14 protein-coding genes, 3 tRNA genes and 1 pseudogene are annotated in these 16427 nt (G+C 49.7%); 8 read left to right on the plus strand and 10 right to left on the minus strand.

The window, feature by feature from the left end; all coding sequences use genetic code 11:
- Positions 1-80 precede the first annotated feature (80 nt).
- Both F384_RS10005 and F384_RS27925 read left to right on the plus strand, forming a co-directional pair.
- Positions 81-845: a GntR family transcriptional regulator gene (locus F384_RS10005; RefSeq protein WP_046481334.1), complete on the plus strand. Its 765-nt coding sequence runs from the start codon at positions 81-83 to the stop codon at positions 843-845.
- Positions 838-1695: an HAD-IIB family hydrolase gene (locus F384_RS27925; RefSeq protein WP_049106042.1), complete on the plus strand. Its 858-nt coding sequence runs from the start codon at positions 838-840 to the stop codon at positions 1693-1695. Before F384_RS10005 ends, F384_RS27925 begins: the two co-directional genes overlap by 8 nt.
- 175 nt (positions 1696-1870) lie before the next feature.
- Here the strand turns inward: F384_RS27925 and F384_RS28720 are convergent, their stop codons facing one another.
- The 4 genes from F384_RS28720 to nac all read right to left on the minus strand — a co-directional run bounded on the left by F384_RS28720 (position 1871) and on the right by nac (position 5207).
- A complete protein-coding gene (locus F384_RS28720; protein ID WP_052746916.1) occupies positions 1871-2092 on the minus strand; it encodes a helix-turn-helix domain-containing protein in 222 nt (73 codons plus the stop codon).
- Positions 2089-2550: a hypothetical protein gene (locus F384_RS10015; protein WP_046481335.1), complete on the minus strand. Its 462-nt coding sequence runs from the start codon at positions 2548-2550 to the stop codon at positions 2089-2091. Before F384_RS10015 ends, F384_RS28720 begins: the two co-directional genes overlap by 4 nt.
- A gap of 687 nt (positions 2551-3237) precedes the next feature.
- The gene (gene cbl, locus F384_RS10020; protein ID WP_046481336.1) at positions 3238-4188 is read right to left on the minus strand and encodes an HTH-type transcriptional regulator Cbl; all 951 of its coding nucleotides are present in this window, start codon (positions 4186-4188) and stop codon (positions 3238-3240) included.
- 101 nt (positions 4189-4289) lie between these two features.
- Complete coding sequence (gene nac / locus F384_RS10025) at positions 4290-5207, minus strand: nitrogen assimilation transcriptional regulator NAC (RefSeq protein WP_046498039.1); 918 nt, start codon at positions 5205-5207, stop codon at positions 4290-4292.
- A 327-nt stretch (positions 5208-5534) separates the two neighbouring features.
- On the opposite strand from nac, the gene F384_RS10030 reads away from it, so the two are divergent.
- A tRNA-Asn gene (locus tag F384_RS10030) sits at positions 5535-5610 on the plus strand.
- Positions 5611-5666: 56 nt separating this feature from the next.
- Here the strand turns inward: F384_RS10030 and F384_RS10035 are convergent.
- From F384_RS10035 to F384_RS10045, 3 genes are all read right to left on the minus strand, one after another.
- Positions 5667-7121 carry an AMP nucleosidase gene (locus F384_RS10035; protein WP_046481337.1) on the minus strand — a complete coding sequence of 485 codons (1455 nt, stop codon included), beginning with the start codon at positions 7119-7121 and terminating at the stop codon, positions 5667-5669.
- 115 nt (positions 7122-7236) lie between these two features.
- Positions 7237-8553: a shikimate transporter gene (gene shiA, locus F384_RS10040; RefSeq protein WP_046481338.1), complete on the minus strand. Its 1317-nt coding sequence runs from the start codon at positions 8551-8553 to the stop codon at positions 7237-7239.
- Positions 8554-8767: 214 nt separating this feature from the next.
- Positions 8768-8843, minus strand: a tRNA-Asn gene (locus F384_RS10045).
- A gap of 193 nt (positions 8844-9036) precedes the next feature.
- Between F384_RS10045 and F384_RS10050 the strand changes: the two genes are divergently transcribed.
- The 4 genes and pseudogenes from F384_RS10050 to F384_RS30755 all read left to right on the plus strand — a co-directional run.
- Positions 9037-10491, plus strand: coding sequence for an EmmdR/YeeO family multidrug/toxin efflux MATE transporter (locus F384_RS10050; RefSeq protein WP_046481339.1), 1455 nt, complete (start codon positions 9037-9039; stop codon positions 10489-10491).
- Positions 10492-10590: 99 nt separating this feature from the next.
- Positions 10591-10666: transfer RNA gene (locus tag F384_RS10055), tRNA-Asn, on the plus strand.
- Positions 10667-10827: 161 nt separating this feature from the next.
- Complete coding sequence (locus tag F384_RS10060) at positions 10828-12081, plus strand: tyrosine-type recombinase/integrase (protein WP_046481340.1); 1254 nt, start codon at positions 10828-10830, stop codon at positions 12079-12081.
- A 197-nt stretch (positions 12082-12278) separates the two neighbouring features.
- A pseudogene (locus tag F384_RS30755) lies at positions 12279-12547 on the plus strand (IS66 family transposase); the annotation flags it as partial.
- A 115-nt stretch (positions 12548-12662) separates the two neighbouring features.
- Here the strand turns inward: F384_RS30755 and F384_RS30685 are convergent.
- From F384_RS30685 to F384_RS10075, 3 genes are read right to left on the minus strand one after another with little or no spacing between them, the layout of a single operon-like run.
- Positions 12663-13100, minus strand: coding sequence for a hypothetical protein (locus tag F384_RS30685; RefSeq protein WP_046481341.1), 438 nt, complete (start codon positions 13098-13100; stop codon positions 12663-12665).
- A gap of 49 nt (positions 13101-13149) precedes the next feature.
- Positions 13150-14538, minus strand: a complete 1389-nt coding sequence (locus F384_RS10070) for a sensor histidine kinase (protein WP_046481342.1) — start codon at positions 14536-14538, stop codon at positions 13150-13152.
- Complete coding sequence (locus F384_RS10075) at positions 14538-15215, minus strand: response regulator transcription factor (protein WP_046481343.1); 678 nt, start codon at positions 15213-15215, stop codon at positions 14538-14540. The genes F384_RS10070 and F384_RS10075 overlap by 1 nt, the downstream gene beginning before the upstream one ends.
- 205 nt (positions 15216-15420) lie before the next feature.
- On the opposite strand from F384_RS10075, the gene F384_RS10080 reads away from it, so the two are divergent.
- The gene (locus F384_RS10080) at positions 15421-16257 is read left to right on the plus strand and encodes a MipA/OmpV family protein (RefSeq protein WP_046481344.1); all 837 of its coding nucleotides are present in this window, start codon (positions 15421-15423) and stop codon (positions 16255-16257) included.
- The last annotated feature ends 170 nt before the right edge of the window (positions 16258-16427 follow it).

A 16427-nucleotide genomic window follows, 5' to 3' on the forward strand; every position in this document is an offset into this window, starting at 1 on the left:
CGCTAATTTCATTTTTTCTCCGGTTGAATGTGCTATACATATAACATTAGTGTATTGGAGAATAATGTTGAGGACTTACTTTGTCGTTACCAAATGAATTTGAAGGTAATTACTCTCTGCTGGATGTTGCAAGCCCGGTTCCGCTCTTCCATCAACTGCGCGATCTGTTGGAGAGTTGGTTCCAACAAGCCTTCACCGTTGACGATGACCTTCCAACGGAAAAAGAGATCACTGAGAAATTTGGCGTCAGCCGTATCACTGTCAGACGTGCCCTGGATGAGATGATTAGCGAAAATATTGTTGTACGGCCAAAATCACGTGGTCGTCTGCGATTGCGAAAATTACCGCCAGTTCAGCGTTTAAATCGTCTGCGAGGCTTCTTTACCGACGATCTTCTGGCTGCAGGCATGAAACCCTCAACTAAAACCATCAATTTCAGTCGAGTTGTCAATGAACGTGTTAACGCTGAGCTAAAATTATCCCCTAGCGCGGAGTGCTTCTGCATTGAGCGATTGCATTACGCTGCTGAGCAACCCATCGCTCATCAGATCTCCTGGATCCCGGTAGATTTATTGCCTGAACTTGAAACTTATGACTTGTCTCAATCGTTGATGGCCTTGTTCGATAAATCACTTCCTCATCCAATTTACAAAGGCGAGCAGCAGTTGCTGGTGAGGAACTCAACTATCGAGGAGTCCCAGCATCTTGGTTTGTCTGTCGGCACAGCCATCATCTCAGTCTCGCGAGTAGCATTCATGGATAACAACCAGGCAGCTGAGTACTTCGTTGCAACCATGAATCCAAAGTTTTATCAGTTTTCCATGACGGTATATGCCGATGAATAAGATGAAAAAAACCCTCTATGTCAGCGATCTTGACGGAACACTACTTAATACTGAAGGTAAACTCTCAGACTATACCAGAGATGCTATCGGCAATTTTGCCAAAAACGGAGTCTTATTCACCTGCGCGACAGGCAGAACATTAAGCTCCGTAAAAATGCTAATGGGAGATGTTAAATTTTCCTGCCCCGCAATTTTAAGCGATGGGTTGCTAACGTTCGATATGCAGAATGAAAGAATTATTCAGGCCTCTGTTCTTCCCAATCAACTTATCAGACAGGTAGAGGAAAAACTGAATAAGCTCGATAAAGATGGTTTTCTGTATTGCATCAAAGGTAATCAGTACGCCCTTTTTTATACCTCAGAAAGCAACGCCTTAAGTCAGCGTTTTATCAAGAGCAAAGCACCATTTTTAAAAGATAATATTTTTAAAATAGATAGTTTTTCAGCCCTCCCGCAAGAATATCTCCCATTATATTTTGTCGTCTATGATGAGTATGACAATCTGACGCTGTTGCAAAAAGCGGTTAATACAATTCAGAATGTTCATTGCTTGTTAAATCGTGATGTCTATCACGAGCAAAATAACATCTATTTTATGAACATCCTTACCGATTCCACCTCTAAACACTCGGCAATTCATAGCCTTAAAAAGTATTTAGGTGTCGATGAAGTTGTGGCCTTTGGCGATAACTATAACGATTTGCCTATGCTGGCAAGCGCAGACAGATGTTATGTTCCAGAGAACGGCATCCCGGAAGCAAAAAAGATAGCTACACAAGTAATCGCTTCATGCGATCTTGATTCTGTCGTTAAATTTATTGAAGAAGAAACAAATTCGCAATGTGGTTAACGACCAGAGGAAACACAAAGCGGTATGTTTTTCTGCCTTTTAATTACTCTATTATGTTGCGTCTTGTGATTCTTTCTCGCTATAAATTTTCTGAGCATAATTTTATTCAGTGAATTGTTTCTTCTCCTGAACATCAACTCGTGATGATTAGCTGATGTTCGGGAGATACATTTCCTTATCTATGTACCTGCTTTTGATACCGAGATGGCCAGATTTTCTCAGGTAAAACACCTAACCTATCTGCAATTAATTTTTCACCTTTAGGCCAATGACGTGTAAGTGCATTCGCCAGCGTGGAGGACGCTAATCCCGACTGACGTGAAAGCGCCGCTAAAGATGTACCACGTTTTTTCAACCCGGCAATAATATCTGCCGGATGCCAGTCATGTTGCATCATGCAGGCACCTCACTGATAAATTTTACGCCATCGTCAGTGCGCATCCATCGCGGTGATTTGAGCCCCTCGGTAAAGGACCAGACCAACTCGCATAACAAACCGACCAGGGTTTGCTCCGATTTTGGATCCATAGTGCGTTCCATCAGAAGTTGGAGTAATGCGAGGCAGTATTCGCACAACAAATCAGGCTCAGGATCAAAGAGCAAAGGTGCAGAAGAACAAGTATCAACAGTCAGGCTCTCGGCCAAGTGTGGTGGGATACTATCGTTCAGCGTTAACTGCAGCAAGGAAAGGCTGGCACGAAGCCGCCCGCAGAGTGCCAGTCGCAATGCCGAATCATCGCTTTCAATTAGGGTTTCGGCGAAGCTTTCGCAGTAATCGGCCAATACGGTGAAATCTGTGTTCGCGCTGAAGGGAACGGTAAGTAACGGGTGTGCTTGAGCGAGGATTGTAGCCATAAGGCTGCCTCCAGTGAGTAGAAATTGACGCCCACCACTGGAGAGGTCAATCCCACTGGTGGTGGAACCGGACGAGGTTGACCTTACCGGCCTCACTGACACCGGCGCGTCTTGCGACGCCCCCGCCCGGCCCACCATTGAGGTGTAGCCAAGCGCACGACACAAAAAAAAGCGCAAACGCGCCTGTGTCGTCAGTGAGGTAGTTTCAGGAGGTCAAGCCCGGCACCTGATTTTGCAGGTGCGTTAGTAGGATACTGCGGTTGATGAAAAGCGGCAAGGATTCAGATGAAGATGGCTAGCGACAAATTGAAATAATTAGGTCGTCGCATCAATACGTAGGGATTAACCATTCATGTGAAAAGGACATAACAACGCTTACTTTTTCCAACCTAAAGAGACAAGGATTGAGATCAACGGACAAGGCATTCGAGCAGTTCGCAGCCAAAAACGGTTGGGGCCCTTCAGAGCAAATGAGTTGGCGAGTTTTGCTAAGAGGTAGATGGATTAGTTGGACCTATAACGCCAACACCTAGCCGTTTCCACTTCAACTAAATTGGTGGTCATTTTGGTGGTCTTGACAACCCAAAATTTTAGGTTTAGCTTACCAATCAGCCAGTTAATGGCAAAGGCGATCCCAGTCAGAGGAGCCAGATTTAAAAAAGCCCGCTTTTTAGCGGGCTTTTTGCTTTATATCTGGTAATCAATCGCGACGTCATCAGGCTCCATCACCTGTCGCTTAATATCCTCCACGGACAATCCCGCATTGCACAGTTCAATAAACCGCCAGACATAGTTGCGCTGGAGTTGTCCACGCTTCAATCCCAGCCAGACGGTGTTGGCGTCAAACAGATGCCGGGTATCCAGACGCGTCAGCGTCCCCTCTTCCTGTTCACCACTGGACTGCTCCGCCACCAGACCAATCCCCAGTCCCAAGGCGACATAGGTTTTAATCACATCAGAATCCTGGGCGCTGAGGACAATATCAGGCAGCAACCCTTTGCGAGCAAAGGCTTCATCAATGCGGGAACGCCCGGTGATCCCTTGTCGGTAGGTGATCAGTGGCCAGTGGGCGATCGACTCCAGCGTAACCGGCGAAACCTGGAGCAACGGATGATTGCGCGGCACTAACAAGCTATGATGCCAGCGGAACCAGGGGAATGCGACCAACAGAGGATCGTTGCTCAGACGTTCACTGGCGATACCAATATCCGCCCCGCCATTTTGCAGTAACGTCTCTATTTCCTGCGGCGTCCCCTGGATCAATTCCAGACGAACTTCCGGGAACAATTCGCGAAAAGCTTTAATCACACCCGGCAGGCTGTACCGTGCCTGCGTGTGCGTCGTGGCGATGGTTAACACGCCAGAGGTGTCATTGGTGAACAAATCCGCCAGTCGGCGTACGTTACTGGCTTCATTCAGGATGCGCTCGGCAATGACCAGTAGCGCTTTACCGGGTTCGGTCATTCCAAGCAGACGCTTGCCCCGACGGATAAAAATCTCGATCCCAAGCTCATCTTCTAACTCACGAATATGCCGGCTTACCCCTGACTGCGAGGTAAAAAGCATATTAGCGACTTCCGTCAGGTTGTAATCCTGACGGGCTGCCTCACGGATAATTTTAAGCTGCTGGAAATTCACTTGTTACTCCGGATACATCAGACATGTTGCTATTGTTAGAGTCTGATGCCCGGCATAACAAATAATAAAAACCTGCATCTTATTCCATCATGGAATAACACTTAACTGACCAACTGCAATTCGCGGCTATCCAATGCCGGATTGCTGACCAGCGACATCAGGATCTCTTTCACCGCCTGTGCCTGCGGCGACAAACTTCCTCTTGCCGACATATTCAGCGATAGCGACAGACTCATCGACGGCGAGGTGATTCGCGCCATCCAGCCATTTGCTGCACCACACAGGGAACGCGCGGCAGATTCAGGCAACACCGTCACGCCCATGCCGCTGGCAATCGCCGCGGTCAGCGTGGCTATCGACTCAATTTCGCCGATGACTTTCGCCGTTAAACGACGCAACGAGAAGGCTTCATCGACCCGCAAACGGACCGCGCTGTAGTCGCGAGGGAGAAAAAGATTCATCTGTGCGACAGCGGTAAGATCCACGCTCTGTCCAGGGCAGTCACGAGTGCCCACAAGGAAGAGGTCTTCTTTTAGCAGGGGTTGACTGGTGATACCTGCCAGCGGGGAACGCTCATAAAGCACCGCCATATCCAGTTGACCATTCAGCAGTTTATCGTTCAGTACGGCGCCGCTGTTTTCATGCAGATACACCAGCACCTCGGGCAATTCTGCGCGCACCGCCTGCAAGAGCGGCATGGTGACCGACGACGCGGCTGTCCCCGGCGCAAGGCCAATCGACACTTGCCCCGTTAAGGTCTGTCCGACATTATAGACGGCTAACTGTGCCTGTTCACACTGACGAAGGATCGTCCGCGCATGCGTGTAGAGAATTTTTCCCGCGTCGGTGGGCGTCACACCCCGTTTGGTGCGAATTAACAGTTGCTGATTGAGCTCACCTTCCAGTGTGGCAACCTGCTGACTCAGCGCGGGTTGTGCGATGTGCAATACTTCAGCGGCCTGCGTCAGGCTACCAATATCGACAATTTTCACGAAATATTTCAATCGTCTGAAGTTCATTTTGCCTCCTGTCCGGAATGCCAGAACCCATGCTGGCAGTGATGTCAGGAGAGAACTGCAAGATGCTTGCCAGTTTCGGATAAGAAGAAAAGTTTGTGTTAACACCCCGTAAAATAAGCATTTATGATTGTTATCGGTAATATCGATTCCAGTCAGCGTTTTCCGATCTGCCCCATCCGGGGTAGACTCGCACCAGAATGGGGCAAAACCCGCTGGAGATCGAAAGTTCGCCGCTTTGCTGGTTTTGTCAGCAAACAGACGCGCAATCGTATTTCCCCCTTTGACAACCCCCATCGTCGTCGTTAATATGCGCCTCGTTCACACGATTCCTCTGTAGTTCAGTCGGTAGAACGGCGGACTGTTAATCCGTATGTCACTGGTTCGAGTCCAGTCAGAGGAGCCAGATTTAAAAAAGCCCGCTTTTTAGCGGGCTTTTTGCTTTTCCGTCTTCAGATCTCCTTAGCGGAACGGCGGCTCGTTGAAGGTTCGCAGTTTGCGGGAGTGCAGACGGTCGCCTTCAGCACGCAGCAGATCAATAGCGCGAATACCTATCTGCAGATGTTCGGAAATTGCCCCCTCATAGAAACGGTTTGCCTGTCCGGGAAGTTTGATCTCGCCATGCAGTGGCTTATCAGAGACGCACAGCAAGGTGCCATATGGCACACGGAAACGGTAACCCTGCGCAGCAATGGTGGCACTTTCCATATCAATCGCTACTGCTCGGCTCAGGTTAAAGCGTAGCGCCGAGGCGGAGTAGCGCAGTTCCCAGTTGCGATCGGAGGTGGTCACCACGGTTCCGGTACGCAGACGCTGTTTGACCTCTTCACCGGGCATGCCGCTGACCATTTTTGTTGCGTCATACAGGGCGCGCTGTACCTCTGCGATGCTCGGAATCGGGATATCCGGCGGCAGTACCGCATCGAGCACTTGATCGTCACGCAGATAGGCATGGGCAAGCACGTAGTCGCCAATCGCCTGGCTTTCACGCAGTCCACCGCAGTGACCAATCATCAACCAGACATCCGGACGCAGTACCGCCAGGTGGTCACAGATCGTTTTGGCGTTGGATGGGCCCACGCCAATATTCACCAGCGTGATCCCCTGCCCATCGGCAGTGATCAGATGCCATGCTGGCATTTGATGCTTCTTCCATGCCAGATCGGAAATCGCTTCTTCGGGTGCTTCTGTTTCTGCGGTGATCCAGATCCCGCCGGCGCAGGAGAGCGCAATATACGGGCTGTCTGGATCCAGAATCTGGCTGCATCCCCAGCGCACAAACTCATCCACATAGCGGGTATAGTTGGTGAATAACACGAACGGCTGAAAATGTTCCACTGGCGTCCCGGTATAGTGGCGCAACCGTGCGAGCGAGAAATCGACCCGACGTGCATCGAAGTGCGACAGGGGAGAATATTCGACCGGATGATAGATGCCATCTGCGGTTTCATCGCCAATTTGCGCCAGCTCAGTGGTTGGGAAATGGCGGGTTAACCCGGCGCTCATGGAACGATCGAGTGTCAGCTCGGAACCGTCAATCACGTAGGGATAGGGGATTTCATGCTGTGAAGGCTCTACGGTGATCTGTGCATCGTAATCCTGATACAGCAGCGTGAGTTGCTCTTCCAGATAGGGACGGAATAGCCCCGGACGTGTGATGGTGGTGGTGTAGCAACCCGCATGGGTAAAGCGTCCATATGCACGGGTTTTGGGGGGATTGGTGGCATTGCCATCCCAGGTAACAGAAAGCGATGGGTAAACAAAAAGACCTTTACTCCGGGCGATGAGATCGGGAAGTTCCCCCGTTTCAATGTACTTGCCAATGGCACTGCGTAGCGCCTGAACTGACTGCTCGTAGAGTGCATCAAGTTTTTCCAGCGCTTGCGCAGGCGTCAGGCTGGAGCCCTTACTCTTCATCTGTGTCTCCTTGTTCTACAGGTGTACTGCTCACCCGATAGTATGTCACCAGAATGTGAAACAAAAGCCAGAGTTTTAGCGAAGAGACGAGAGCCGAATGGCCCTCGCAGAGAGTTCAGGCGTGTTGCTTGTCTTTCATCAACAATGCGGTGGCGGCCGAGATCAGGCAGCCGGCCAGTAGATAGATAGCCACACTGTGCCAGTCACCGCCAGAGAAAGTCACCAGTGCCGCAGCGATGAAAGGGGTAAATCCGCCGCCCACCACGCTGGCGACCTGATAACCCACGCCAGCCCCGCTGTAGCGATATCCCGCGCCAAACATACCGGTGAACATGGGCTGCTGTACGCAGACCACCATGTCATGGGCGATATTGGCGAGCATGATTGAGAAGAAAACAATCCAAAAGATCGACTGCGATTCGAGTGCCATAAAGAACGGAAATGCGCTCAGCGTGCCAATCAACGCGCCGGTAATATAAACGCGTCGACGGCCAAAGCGGTCTGCCATCCAGGCAAAGCAAGGGATAGTCAGGCAGCTAAGCCCACCGACCAGCAGGCCGATATTCAGAAAGAGCTCACGCGGTAAACCGAGGTTTTGCGTTGAGTAATTCAGGGCGAAAGCGGTAACGATGTACATGGTCAGCAGTTCACACAGGCGAAGCGCAATAATCTTTAAAAACGCCCCCGGATGGCGGGCGAGCGCTTCCATCACCGGCAGCCGTTTTTTCTCTTCGAGTGGCTGCTGTTTCTGCTGTTCAAATTCAGCGGACTCTTCCATCCCGTTTCTCACCCACAGCGCGCCGAGCACCAGAACGATGCTGAAAAGGAACGGAATACGCCAGCCCCAGCTCAGAAACTGCTCGTCGGTCGTCAGATAACTGATCAATGACACGAGACCGGTGGAGAGAAGCAGACCGACGCCGTAACCCACCTGTACTCCGCTGCTATAGAACGCTTTTTTGTTTTCTGGCGCACTTTCTACGGAGAGTAACGCGGCCCCGCCCCATTCACCGCCGACGGCAAATCCCTGAATCGCGCGCAGCAGTACCAACAACACTGGCGCCCACCAGCCGATAGCGGCGAATGAAGGAAGAATGCCAATCAATGCTGTGGCAATCCCCATCATCCAGACGGTGAGCATCAGCATCCGCTTACGGCCTAAGCGATCGCCGAAGTGTCCGAAGATCACACCGCCCAGCGGGCGGAACAGGAAGCCGACACCAAAGGTGGCAAATGCGGCAAGCGTGCCCATTGCCGGGCTGACCTGCGGAAAAAACTCACGGTTGAATACCAGGGCTGCGGTAATGCCATAAAGCAGAAAATCGTACCAGTCGACAACGGCACCGGCAAAGCTTCCCAGCGCAGCGCGTCGGGCGCGATTAAGCGATGGAGCGTCCTCCGCGGAGGGGGTGGAGATGAGGGTGGAATCCATAGTAATCCTGTCTGTACTGATTTTATTATTAGTATGGGAATGAGAGTTACACACATTGCGGCCAACATATAAGTGGCTATTATGAGACTACCCCGACAAGCAGGAAGAGAAAACGATTTTTAATCCGTTGAGAGCAGAATAGGAAAATTAAGCGGATGTGGCGTCCGGAAAAAGAAAAGCAAAAAGCCCGCTAAAAAGCGGGCTTTTTTAAATCTGGCTCCTCTGACTGGACTCGAACCAGTGACATACGGATTAACAGTCCGCCGTTCTACCGACTGAACTACAGAGGAATCGTTGTGGAGGCTTATCTTAGCGGCGAAAAATCTTTTGTCAAACCCCATTTCCGACATTAGCGGTTAACTGGTGCTTCTCTCAACAATTTGTTGCAATTGCAGTGATTTTATCGGGAAAAAACTTTGCAGCTTTTCCGTTTCTCCCTCATCATTTGAAATGAAGTTTTAACTTTCTTCTCTAAGGTCCATTTTGAACGTCTCCGCAGCCCTACGCCAGGCCGTCGCTCGCACGCCCTGGTATGCTAAACGCAAGCGTTATAAGGTACTTTTCTGGCGCGAAATTACCCCGCTTGCTGTGCCTATTTTTCTCGAGAATACCTGTGTTTTGCTGATGGGCGTACTCAGTACGTTTCTGGTCAGTTGGCTGGGGAAGGAGGCGATGGCCGGCGTCGGTCTGGCCGACAGTTTCAATATGGTGATTATGGCCTTTTTTGCTGCTATCGATCTGGGGACGACGGTCGTGGTGGCTTTTAGTCTCGGTAAGCGCGATCGCAGACGCGCCCGAGCCGCGGCCCGGCAATCTCTGGTGATTATGACGCTGTTTGCCGTGATTCTGGCGGCGGTGATTCACTACTTTGGTGCGCAGATTATCAATGTTGTGGCGGGAGAAGCGACAGCGGAAGTGAAAGAGTTGGCGCTGACTTATCTGGAATTAACGGTCATTAGCTATCCCGCAGCGGCAATTGCCCTGATTGGCAGCGGTGCGTTGCGGGGGGCGGGCAATACGAAAATCCCACTGTTGATTAATGGTGGGATGAATATCCTCAACATCATCATCAGTAGTATCCTGATTTACGGGATTTTTTCCTGGCAAGGGGTCGGCTTTGTTGGCGCTGGACTGGGCCTGACCATATCGCGTTATATTGGCGCGGTCGCCATTATCTGGGTGCTGATGATTGGATTTAATCCGGCTCTGCGCATATCACTGAAAAGTTATTTTAAACCACTTAACTTCGCCATCATCTGGGAAGTCATGGGGATTGGTATCCCTGCCAGTATTGAATCGGTACTGTTCAACGGCGGCAAGTTGTTAACGCAGATGTTCGTCGCCGGGATGGGGACCAGCGTTATTGCCGGCAATTTCATTGCTTTCTCCATTGCCGCGCTAATTAATCTACCGGGGAACGCGCTGGGATCTGCATCCACCATCATTACCGGAAGACGTCTGGGGAACGGACAGATTGCCCAGGCAGAGATTCAACTGCGCCACGTGTTCTGGCTTTCCACCATTGGCCTGACGGCTATCGCCTGGTTGAGCGCACCGTTTGCCGGGCTGATGGCATCGTTTTACACCCACGATCAGGAGGTAAAAGACGTTGTTGTCATCCTGATTTGGCTCAACGCGGCATTTATGCCGATCTGGGCTGCTTCCTGGGTTTTACCTTCGGGGTTTAAAGGCGCGCGCGATGCGCGTTTCGCCATGTGGGTATCGATGCTGGGAATGTGGGGCTGCCGTGTGGTTGCTGGCTATACGCTGGGGATCGTGCTTGGCTGGGGTGTCGTGGGGGTCTGGATGGGGATGTTCTTCGACTGGGCAGTACGTGCAGTGCTGTTTTATTGCCGTATGGTCAGTGGTCGTTGGCTGTGGAAATACCCGCGAGCGAAACATGAAAAGGTGACAAAATCCCCCGTTGTGTCTGAATAAACGACGAAATGGAGAATATTTCGGCAAACAGACGCGATAGCGCATTCAGGCTTTGACAACGACGGTGGGCGTCGCTAATATGCGCCTCGTTCACACAATTCCTCTGTAGTTCAGTCGGTAGAACGGCGGACTGTTAATCCGTATGTCACTGGTTCGAGTCCAGTCAGAGGAGCCAAATTCTTGTTTTCATGCCGCTCTGCGAATCCTTATACGATTTGGATTCAATAAGTTAGCGTGAGAATTCTTCCCGATGCATTTTCAGTTTACCCTCCGCATCGGGAGAATTTGGTGGTCAGATTTGGGGTCAAGTTGGTTCGATGACGGAGTGACCCCCAAATGTCTCTTAACGACTCAAAAATCCGCAACTTAAAACCATCCGAAAAACCCTTCAAAGTCTCCGACTCTCACGGTCTATACCTTTTAGTTAATCCAGGCGGTTCACGTCTCTGGTATCTCAAATATCGTATCAATAGAAAAGAATCCCGCCTCGGCTTAGGTGCCTATCCTGATGTCTCTCTGGCTGATGCTCGTCAACAACGTGACGGTATCCGTAAATTGCTGGCGCAGAATATCAATCCAGCTCAACAACGTTCTGCTGAAAGAACCACTAACTCACCCGAAAAAACCTTCAAGCATGTTGCACTGGACTGGCATAAAAGCAACCGAACATGGTCGGAGAACCACGCAACTCGTCTGCTTGCCAGCATGAACAATCATATCTTCCCGATAATTGGACACCTGCCAGTCACAGAACTGAAAACCCGCCATTTCATCGACCTGCTGAAAGGGATTGAGAAAAAAGGTCTGCTGGAAGTGGCGGCACGCACCCGGCAGCATATGTGCAATATAATGCGCCATGCCGTGCATCAAGAGTTGATAGAGCATAATCCGGCGGCCAATCTGGACGGTATCATCGCCCCTCCCGTTAAACGCCACTACCCTGCCCTTCCTTTGGAGCGACTATCGGAGCTGTTGACTCGCGTAGAGGACTATCAGCAAGGACGAGAATTAACCCGCCTCGCGGTATCACTCACCCTGCACCTGTTCATCCGTTCCAGCGAGTTGCGCTTTGCCCGTTGGTCTGAGATCGATTTTAGAAACAAAATCTGGACCATTCCGGCTACCCGTGAATCCATTCCTGGTGTGCGTTATTCCGGGCGTGGTGCCAAAATGCGCACGCCACATATCGTTCCCCTCTCTCGCCAGTCCATCGCTATACTGAAACAGATACGGGATATATCCGGGCATCAGGAACTGATATTCCCCGGTGACCATAATCCATATAAACCAATGTGCGAAAACACGGTCAACAAGGCGCTGCGCTTGATGGGTTATGACACCAAAGAGGAAATCTGCGGCCACGGATTCCGCGCAATGGCCTGTAGTGCCCTGATGGAATCTGGACTGTGGGCGCAGGATGCGGTTGAGCGCCAAATGAGCCATCAGGAACGCAATAGCGTTCGAGCGGCTTACAACCATAAAGCAGAATATCTCGATGCCCGAAAAGCGATGATGCAATGGTGGTCAAATTATCTGGATACGTGCAGGGAAGCCTATGTGCCACCGTATATCTGGGGATCAAGGGGATAACATTAAGACGGCATAATCTTAGATATGAGGCCGTATCATTCCATCCGGCCTCATTGAGGATTGTGTACTTTTACCTGTTCAGCTAACAACGCTAATAGATGGCGAAACCGCTCCTGAAGGCGTAGGAAGGTTAGCTGCGGGAAAGTTAAAACGCTGTCGCGCACTCATAATTTGCAGAACTAAACCAGTGACTGGTACTTACGTACTATGCAGAAAATGGCTGACGGAATTGGATAACAACGTCGCGGGAAATGCTCTGCGGCTGGTGAGTCTGGGGCGAAAAAATAAACTGTTCTTCGACTCTGATCACGAAGGTGATCAGGGAACGGACGGATAGGCCGTTTGTCGACTGAACGGCATAGATTCGGATCACTACCTGTATCATGTGCTGAATGACATCGCCGACTGGCTGGTGAGTTGTGATAAGGAACTGCTGCCATGGCGGGTAAAACTATCTCCGGAATAACCCTTTCAAAACGGCTGTACACTTATGAATATGCAAGTTAAGCGTGGAAAAATTCAATTTCAGTGTAATTGCTAATTTTCAGGCGGAATGCTTGGTCATATGGCTAAGTGTTATATTAGCAGGCTCTATCGCCGTCAGCCCATCGCTTTATATCACTTATATTCGGTGACCTGATACCTGTACTCAAGATATTCTTAGTTGTATACAGACTAATCTTAGCTTTGTCGCCACCATGGTTTTCTATCTCAATTAGCGTGTTGTTGATAAATAATCCCTCTGAAAGAAGCTTTTGATTGATCTCACCTATTTTTCGATCACTGTCGAACTCGCTTAATACAATGACCGGATTTCCTGAATATGACTGATATTCCAGACACTGCCTTGCCATGTGCCTTAGGGTTCGATAAGTATCGGAGGACCTCGTCTTGCTAATGAAACTGCCGTCTAAAGATGATTTGCTATTTTTCAAATCGCTTACGGTTATGGCACATCCGCTAATTGATATAGAAAATAATATTGTAGCTAGGGACAAATATTTCAATTTATGCTCCATTATTCTGGTAAATGTCCTACTCAGGTTAGGATCAAAATTGCGTTTTCTTTCAGACGGAATTTTGATTTGGTATATCAACAATAACCATGAGCCCACCTTCTGCAGACGTACTTAGGAAAACACTGCTGTTATGTTGCTGCGCAACCGCTTTGACTATTGCAAGCCCCAATCCGCTCCCGCTTTGTATCTGATTGGGATCACGGAAAAATCTGTCGAACACCCTCTCCCTCAATTCAACCCTGATTCCGGGCCCTGCATCTGAGATACGCAATTGAGTGGATTTATCTAATGATCGTACCTCTACCTCAACCCGCCCGCCCTCAGGACTGTACTTCACAGCATTTTCAATTAAGTTGTCGATCAGCGACATTAGGCGTTCCCTGACACCTGTAATCCAGACTTCATCATGAGCGTAGAACTCAAGCTCAATTCTGTTCTCAGCAGCTAGCGGTGCCAACTCAGCCATTCGCTCTTGTATTAGCGTCGTCAGCGGTACAGGCTCCATAACAGTGTCAATGCGTGCTTCACTGTGCATCAGCACCAGCAACTGATTGACGAGACGAGCAGCACGGCTATTGCTACGAATAATCCCTGCAAGCAATTCCTGTTGACTAAAGTTGCTTACATCGGACTGCAAAGCCTCAACATTGACTCGCATTGCAGCCAGCGGAGTACGCAACTCGTGAGCGGCATCTGCAATGAAAGTCCGTTCCCTTTCAGTGCTTTCTCTTACCCTAGCAAGGAATATATTAATCGCGTCCACTATTTGGCGAAGCTCCTTATGCTTTGGCACTGCTTTTAAGGGAGAAATATCTTCTGGCGTTCGTAAGGAAACTTCATTTGCCACCTTGTTCCAAGGACGCATTGCAATGCGGATTGACAGCCACGCTGGAAACAAAAGAAAGGGAATGCATACCAGCAGCGGTAATATGTAATATCCGCGCGAGTTCAGGTATATGAAGAAGTTCCAGCCTCCAGCAGGAGTGAGCAGTGTCACCTCTGTGTCGGAGCTCCTAGACTTCAGAGTACGGCTAGTCCAAGTGCGACCGTTACTCTGAATATTTTGAATCATCCCATAACCGGTGTTTGCCACTCCTACCGGAGCGCCATCAGATGAATAAATTATCTCTTTATTTTTCCGAACGATTAGGCTGATTGACATTTTTGGGTCTTCGCCTCCGCCATAGCCTTCCCGCAATGCTTTGCTGAATTTTTCCAGCACATCGGTTAGATCGTGCGGGCGATCCCCCATACGATCCACCACTGTCAGAATGGTTTCATAGGTTTTGCTGCCTGATAGCATTGGAGGGCTACGTAAGTTATCCCATAAAATGTAGGTCAGAAAAATACACCAAATCAGCGTGAGTAATAGCATCTGGGCGATCATAATTCGCCGTACTAGCGTTGGGATTCTCAGATAGTGCCAAAAATTACGCATCAACCTCCCCCCTTCTGAATGGGTACGGTATCAATGACAAACCCAACACCTCTCACCGTTCGCACATAGCCGTCACCGATTTTGCGACGCAAATTTCCCATATGTACATCGAGCGCATTACTCATATTTTCTTTTGCACCGAAGATTCTTTCTTCCAGAAAACTACGTGTCATAACACGGTCAGCACGCGACATTAACGTTTCAAGCAGCGCGTATTCACTTGCCGTCAAATCAACATGCCTTTCGCTCACGGTCACGCGACGAGTCGGCACATGGAGAGTTAGCCCTCGAATCTCTATCACCTCATTCTGAAAACCATAACTGCGCCGCACAAGTGCTCTTACCCTAGCCAATAACTCGGCGAGAACAAAAGGTTTGACGAGATAGTCGTCAGCACCAGCATCCAGCCCAGTCAAGCGATCTTGCAGCGTGCCTCGAGCAGTCAGGATGATGACGGGGATCCCCTTGAACTGCTGACGCAGACGCGCCATCAAGCTCATGCCATCACCGTCGGGCAGGCCGAGATCGAGCAATACAAGTTCTGGCACCCATACATCGAGTTGATGCAGAGCATCCACTTTACGGCGAACCCATATGACATCTAATCCCTGGTCTGTGAGGGCAATACGTACACCATTGCCGAGATCTATGTCGTCTTCGATTAGGAGAATTTTCACAATAGTTACTTTATCAACAGTGAATGAAGAACGTCTGAAGAAAAAAACGGTATCAGTAAATCTATCAGGTTTGCAGAACTGGAACTTACTTCAGTATTTCTTCATTTTTGGCTCATGAGAACTTCAGGGTCAGCATTCAAACTGAGCAATCTGGCGTTTAAAACCACTTGTATCGTAGTCAGTTGAACCCACAAGGATTTCCTTAATGAGAAAGATCGAACTGAGTCATAAGTTCCGCCATTCACTCTTGGGGCATACCCTGGGAAAATTGTTGTCAGGATTTGTCCTAGCGTTACTGGCAACCCCAATATTGGCAGCAGAACAGAAACAGGGCAACGAGTTGACCCTAGGAGGAGGAGTGGAGGTTGCGCCACGTTATTCTGGTTCAGATGAAAACCGAGTCACGACGGCCCTAGTGATTGATTATTCAATGGTAAATGGTTTCTTCGTCAGCTCCACGCGTGGTATCGGTTACGGTAACAACATCGGCAAATTTGATTACAGCGCTGCGCTGAGTTATCGCGCTGGCCGAAAGGATCGTGACGTGGACAGCGACTCACTCAGCTACGGTAGCGACTACCTGCGCGGTATGGGTGACGTTAAAGGCTCAGCTATCGGTATGCTTGGTCTTGGATACGAGGTAACCGACTGGCTTAATTTGCAATTGCAGGCTGAGGTACCAGTTTCTCAGCGAAGCAATGGTGAGGCTCTGCATTTCAGCATTGTCAGCCCGCTTTATACGTCATCGAAAAACTCTGTGACGCTGTCGCTGACCAGTAGTTGGGGAACCAGTAAGTACATGCAGACTTACTACGGAGTAAGTGCTTCACAGTCGGCCGCATCGGGGTTTACTCGATATGATGCCAAGTCTGGAATTTATGCCTACTCACTGAATATGGACTGGACACACAAGCTTAATCAAGACTGGAGCGTAGTTGCCGCAGCAGGTTTTACGCAGTTGGCTGGTGATGCACGAAATAGTCCAATTGTTCAGCGAAAAACATCGCCCACGGGCAGCCTGAAGGTGACATATAGCTTCTGATCGTTGTTCGACGTGTACTTCGCGGTAGCTTGTGGCTAGGCACTGTCAATAAATACAAATTCGCCCCCGCCCCAGTTCAGATGATGGGGCGCTACTCAACTCACCATATCGCCTCGATTATGTCATGTCACTCAGCGCTATGTTATTAACGGTACTTATTTGAGGAGCAA

The organism is Citrobacter amalonaticus Y19, assembly GCF_000981805.1.
In the GTDB taxonomy this organism is placed as follows: domain Bacteria; phylum Pseudomonadota; class Gammaproteobacteria; order Enterobacterales; family Enterobacteriaceae; genus Citrobacter_A; species Citrobacter_A amalonaticus_C.

Coding starts and splice junctions, on each gene's coding strand:
- F384_RS27925 (WP_049106042.1), top strand. CDS start 838: ATGAATAAGATGAAAAAAACCCTCTATGTCAGCGATCTTGACGGAACA.
- F384_RS28720 (WP_052746916.1), bottom strand. CDS start 2,092: ATGATGCAACATGACTGGCATCCGGCAGATATTATTGCCGGGTTGAAA.
- F384_RS10015 (WP_046481335.1), bottom strand. CDS start 2,550: ATGGCTACAATCCTCGCTCAAGCACACCCGTTACTTACCGTTCCCTTC.
- nac (WP_046498039.1), bottom strand. CDS start 5,207: ATGAACTTCAGACGATTGAAATATTTCGTGAAAATTGTCGATATTGGT.
- F384_RS10035 (WP_046481337.1), bottom strand. CDS start 7,121: ATGAAGAGTAAGGGCTCCAGCCTGACGCCTGCGCAAGCGCTGGAAAAA.
- shiA (WP_046481338.1), bottom strand. CDS start 8,553: ATGGATTCCACCCTCATCTCCACCCCCTCCGCGGAGGACGCTCCATCG.
- F384_RS10060 (WP_046481340.1), top strand. CDS start 10,828: ATGTCTCTTAACGACTCAAAAATCCGCAACTTAAAACCATCCGAAAAA.
- F384_RS30685 (WP_046481341.1), bottom strand. CDS start 13,100: ATGGAGCATAAATTGAAATATTTGTCCCTAGCTACAATATTATTTTCT.
- F384_RS10070 (WP_046481342.1), bottom strand. CDS start 14,538: ATGCGTAATTTTTGGCACTATCTGAGAATCCCAACGCTAGTACGGCGA.
- F384_RS10080 (WP_046481344.1), top strand. CDS start 15,421: ATGAGAAAGATCGAACTGAGTCATAAGTTCCGCCATTCACTCTTGGGG.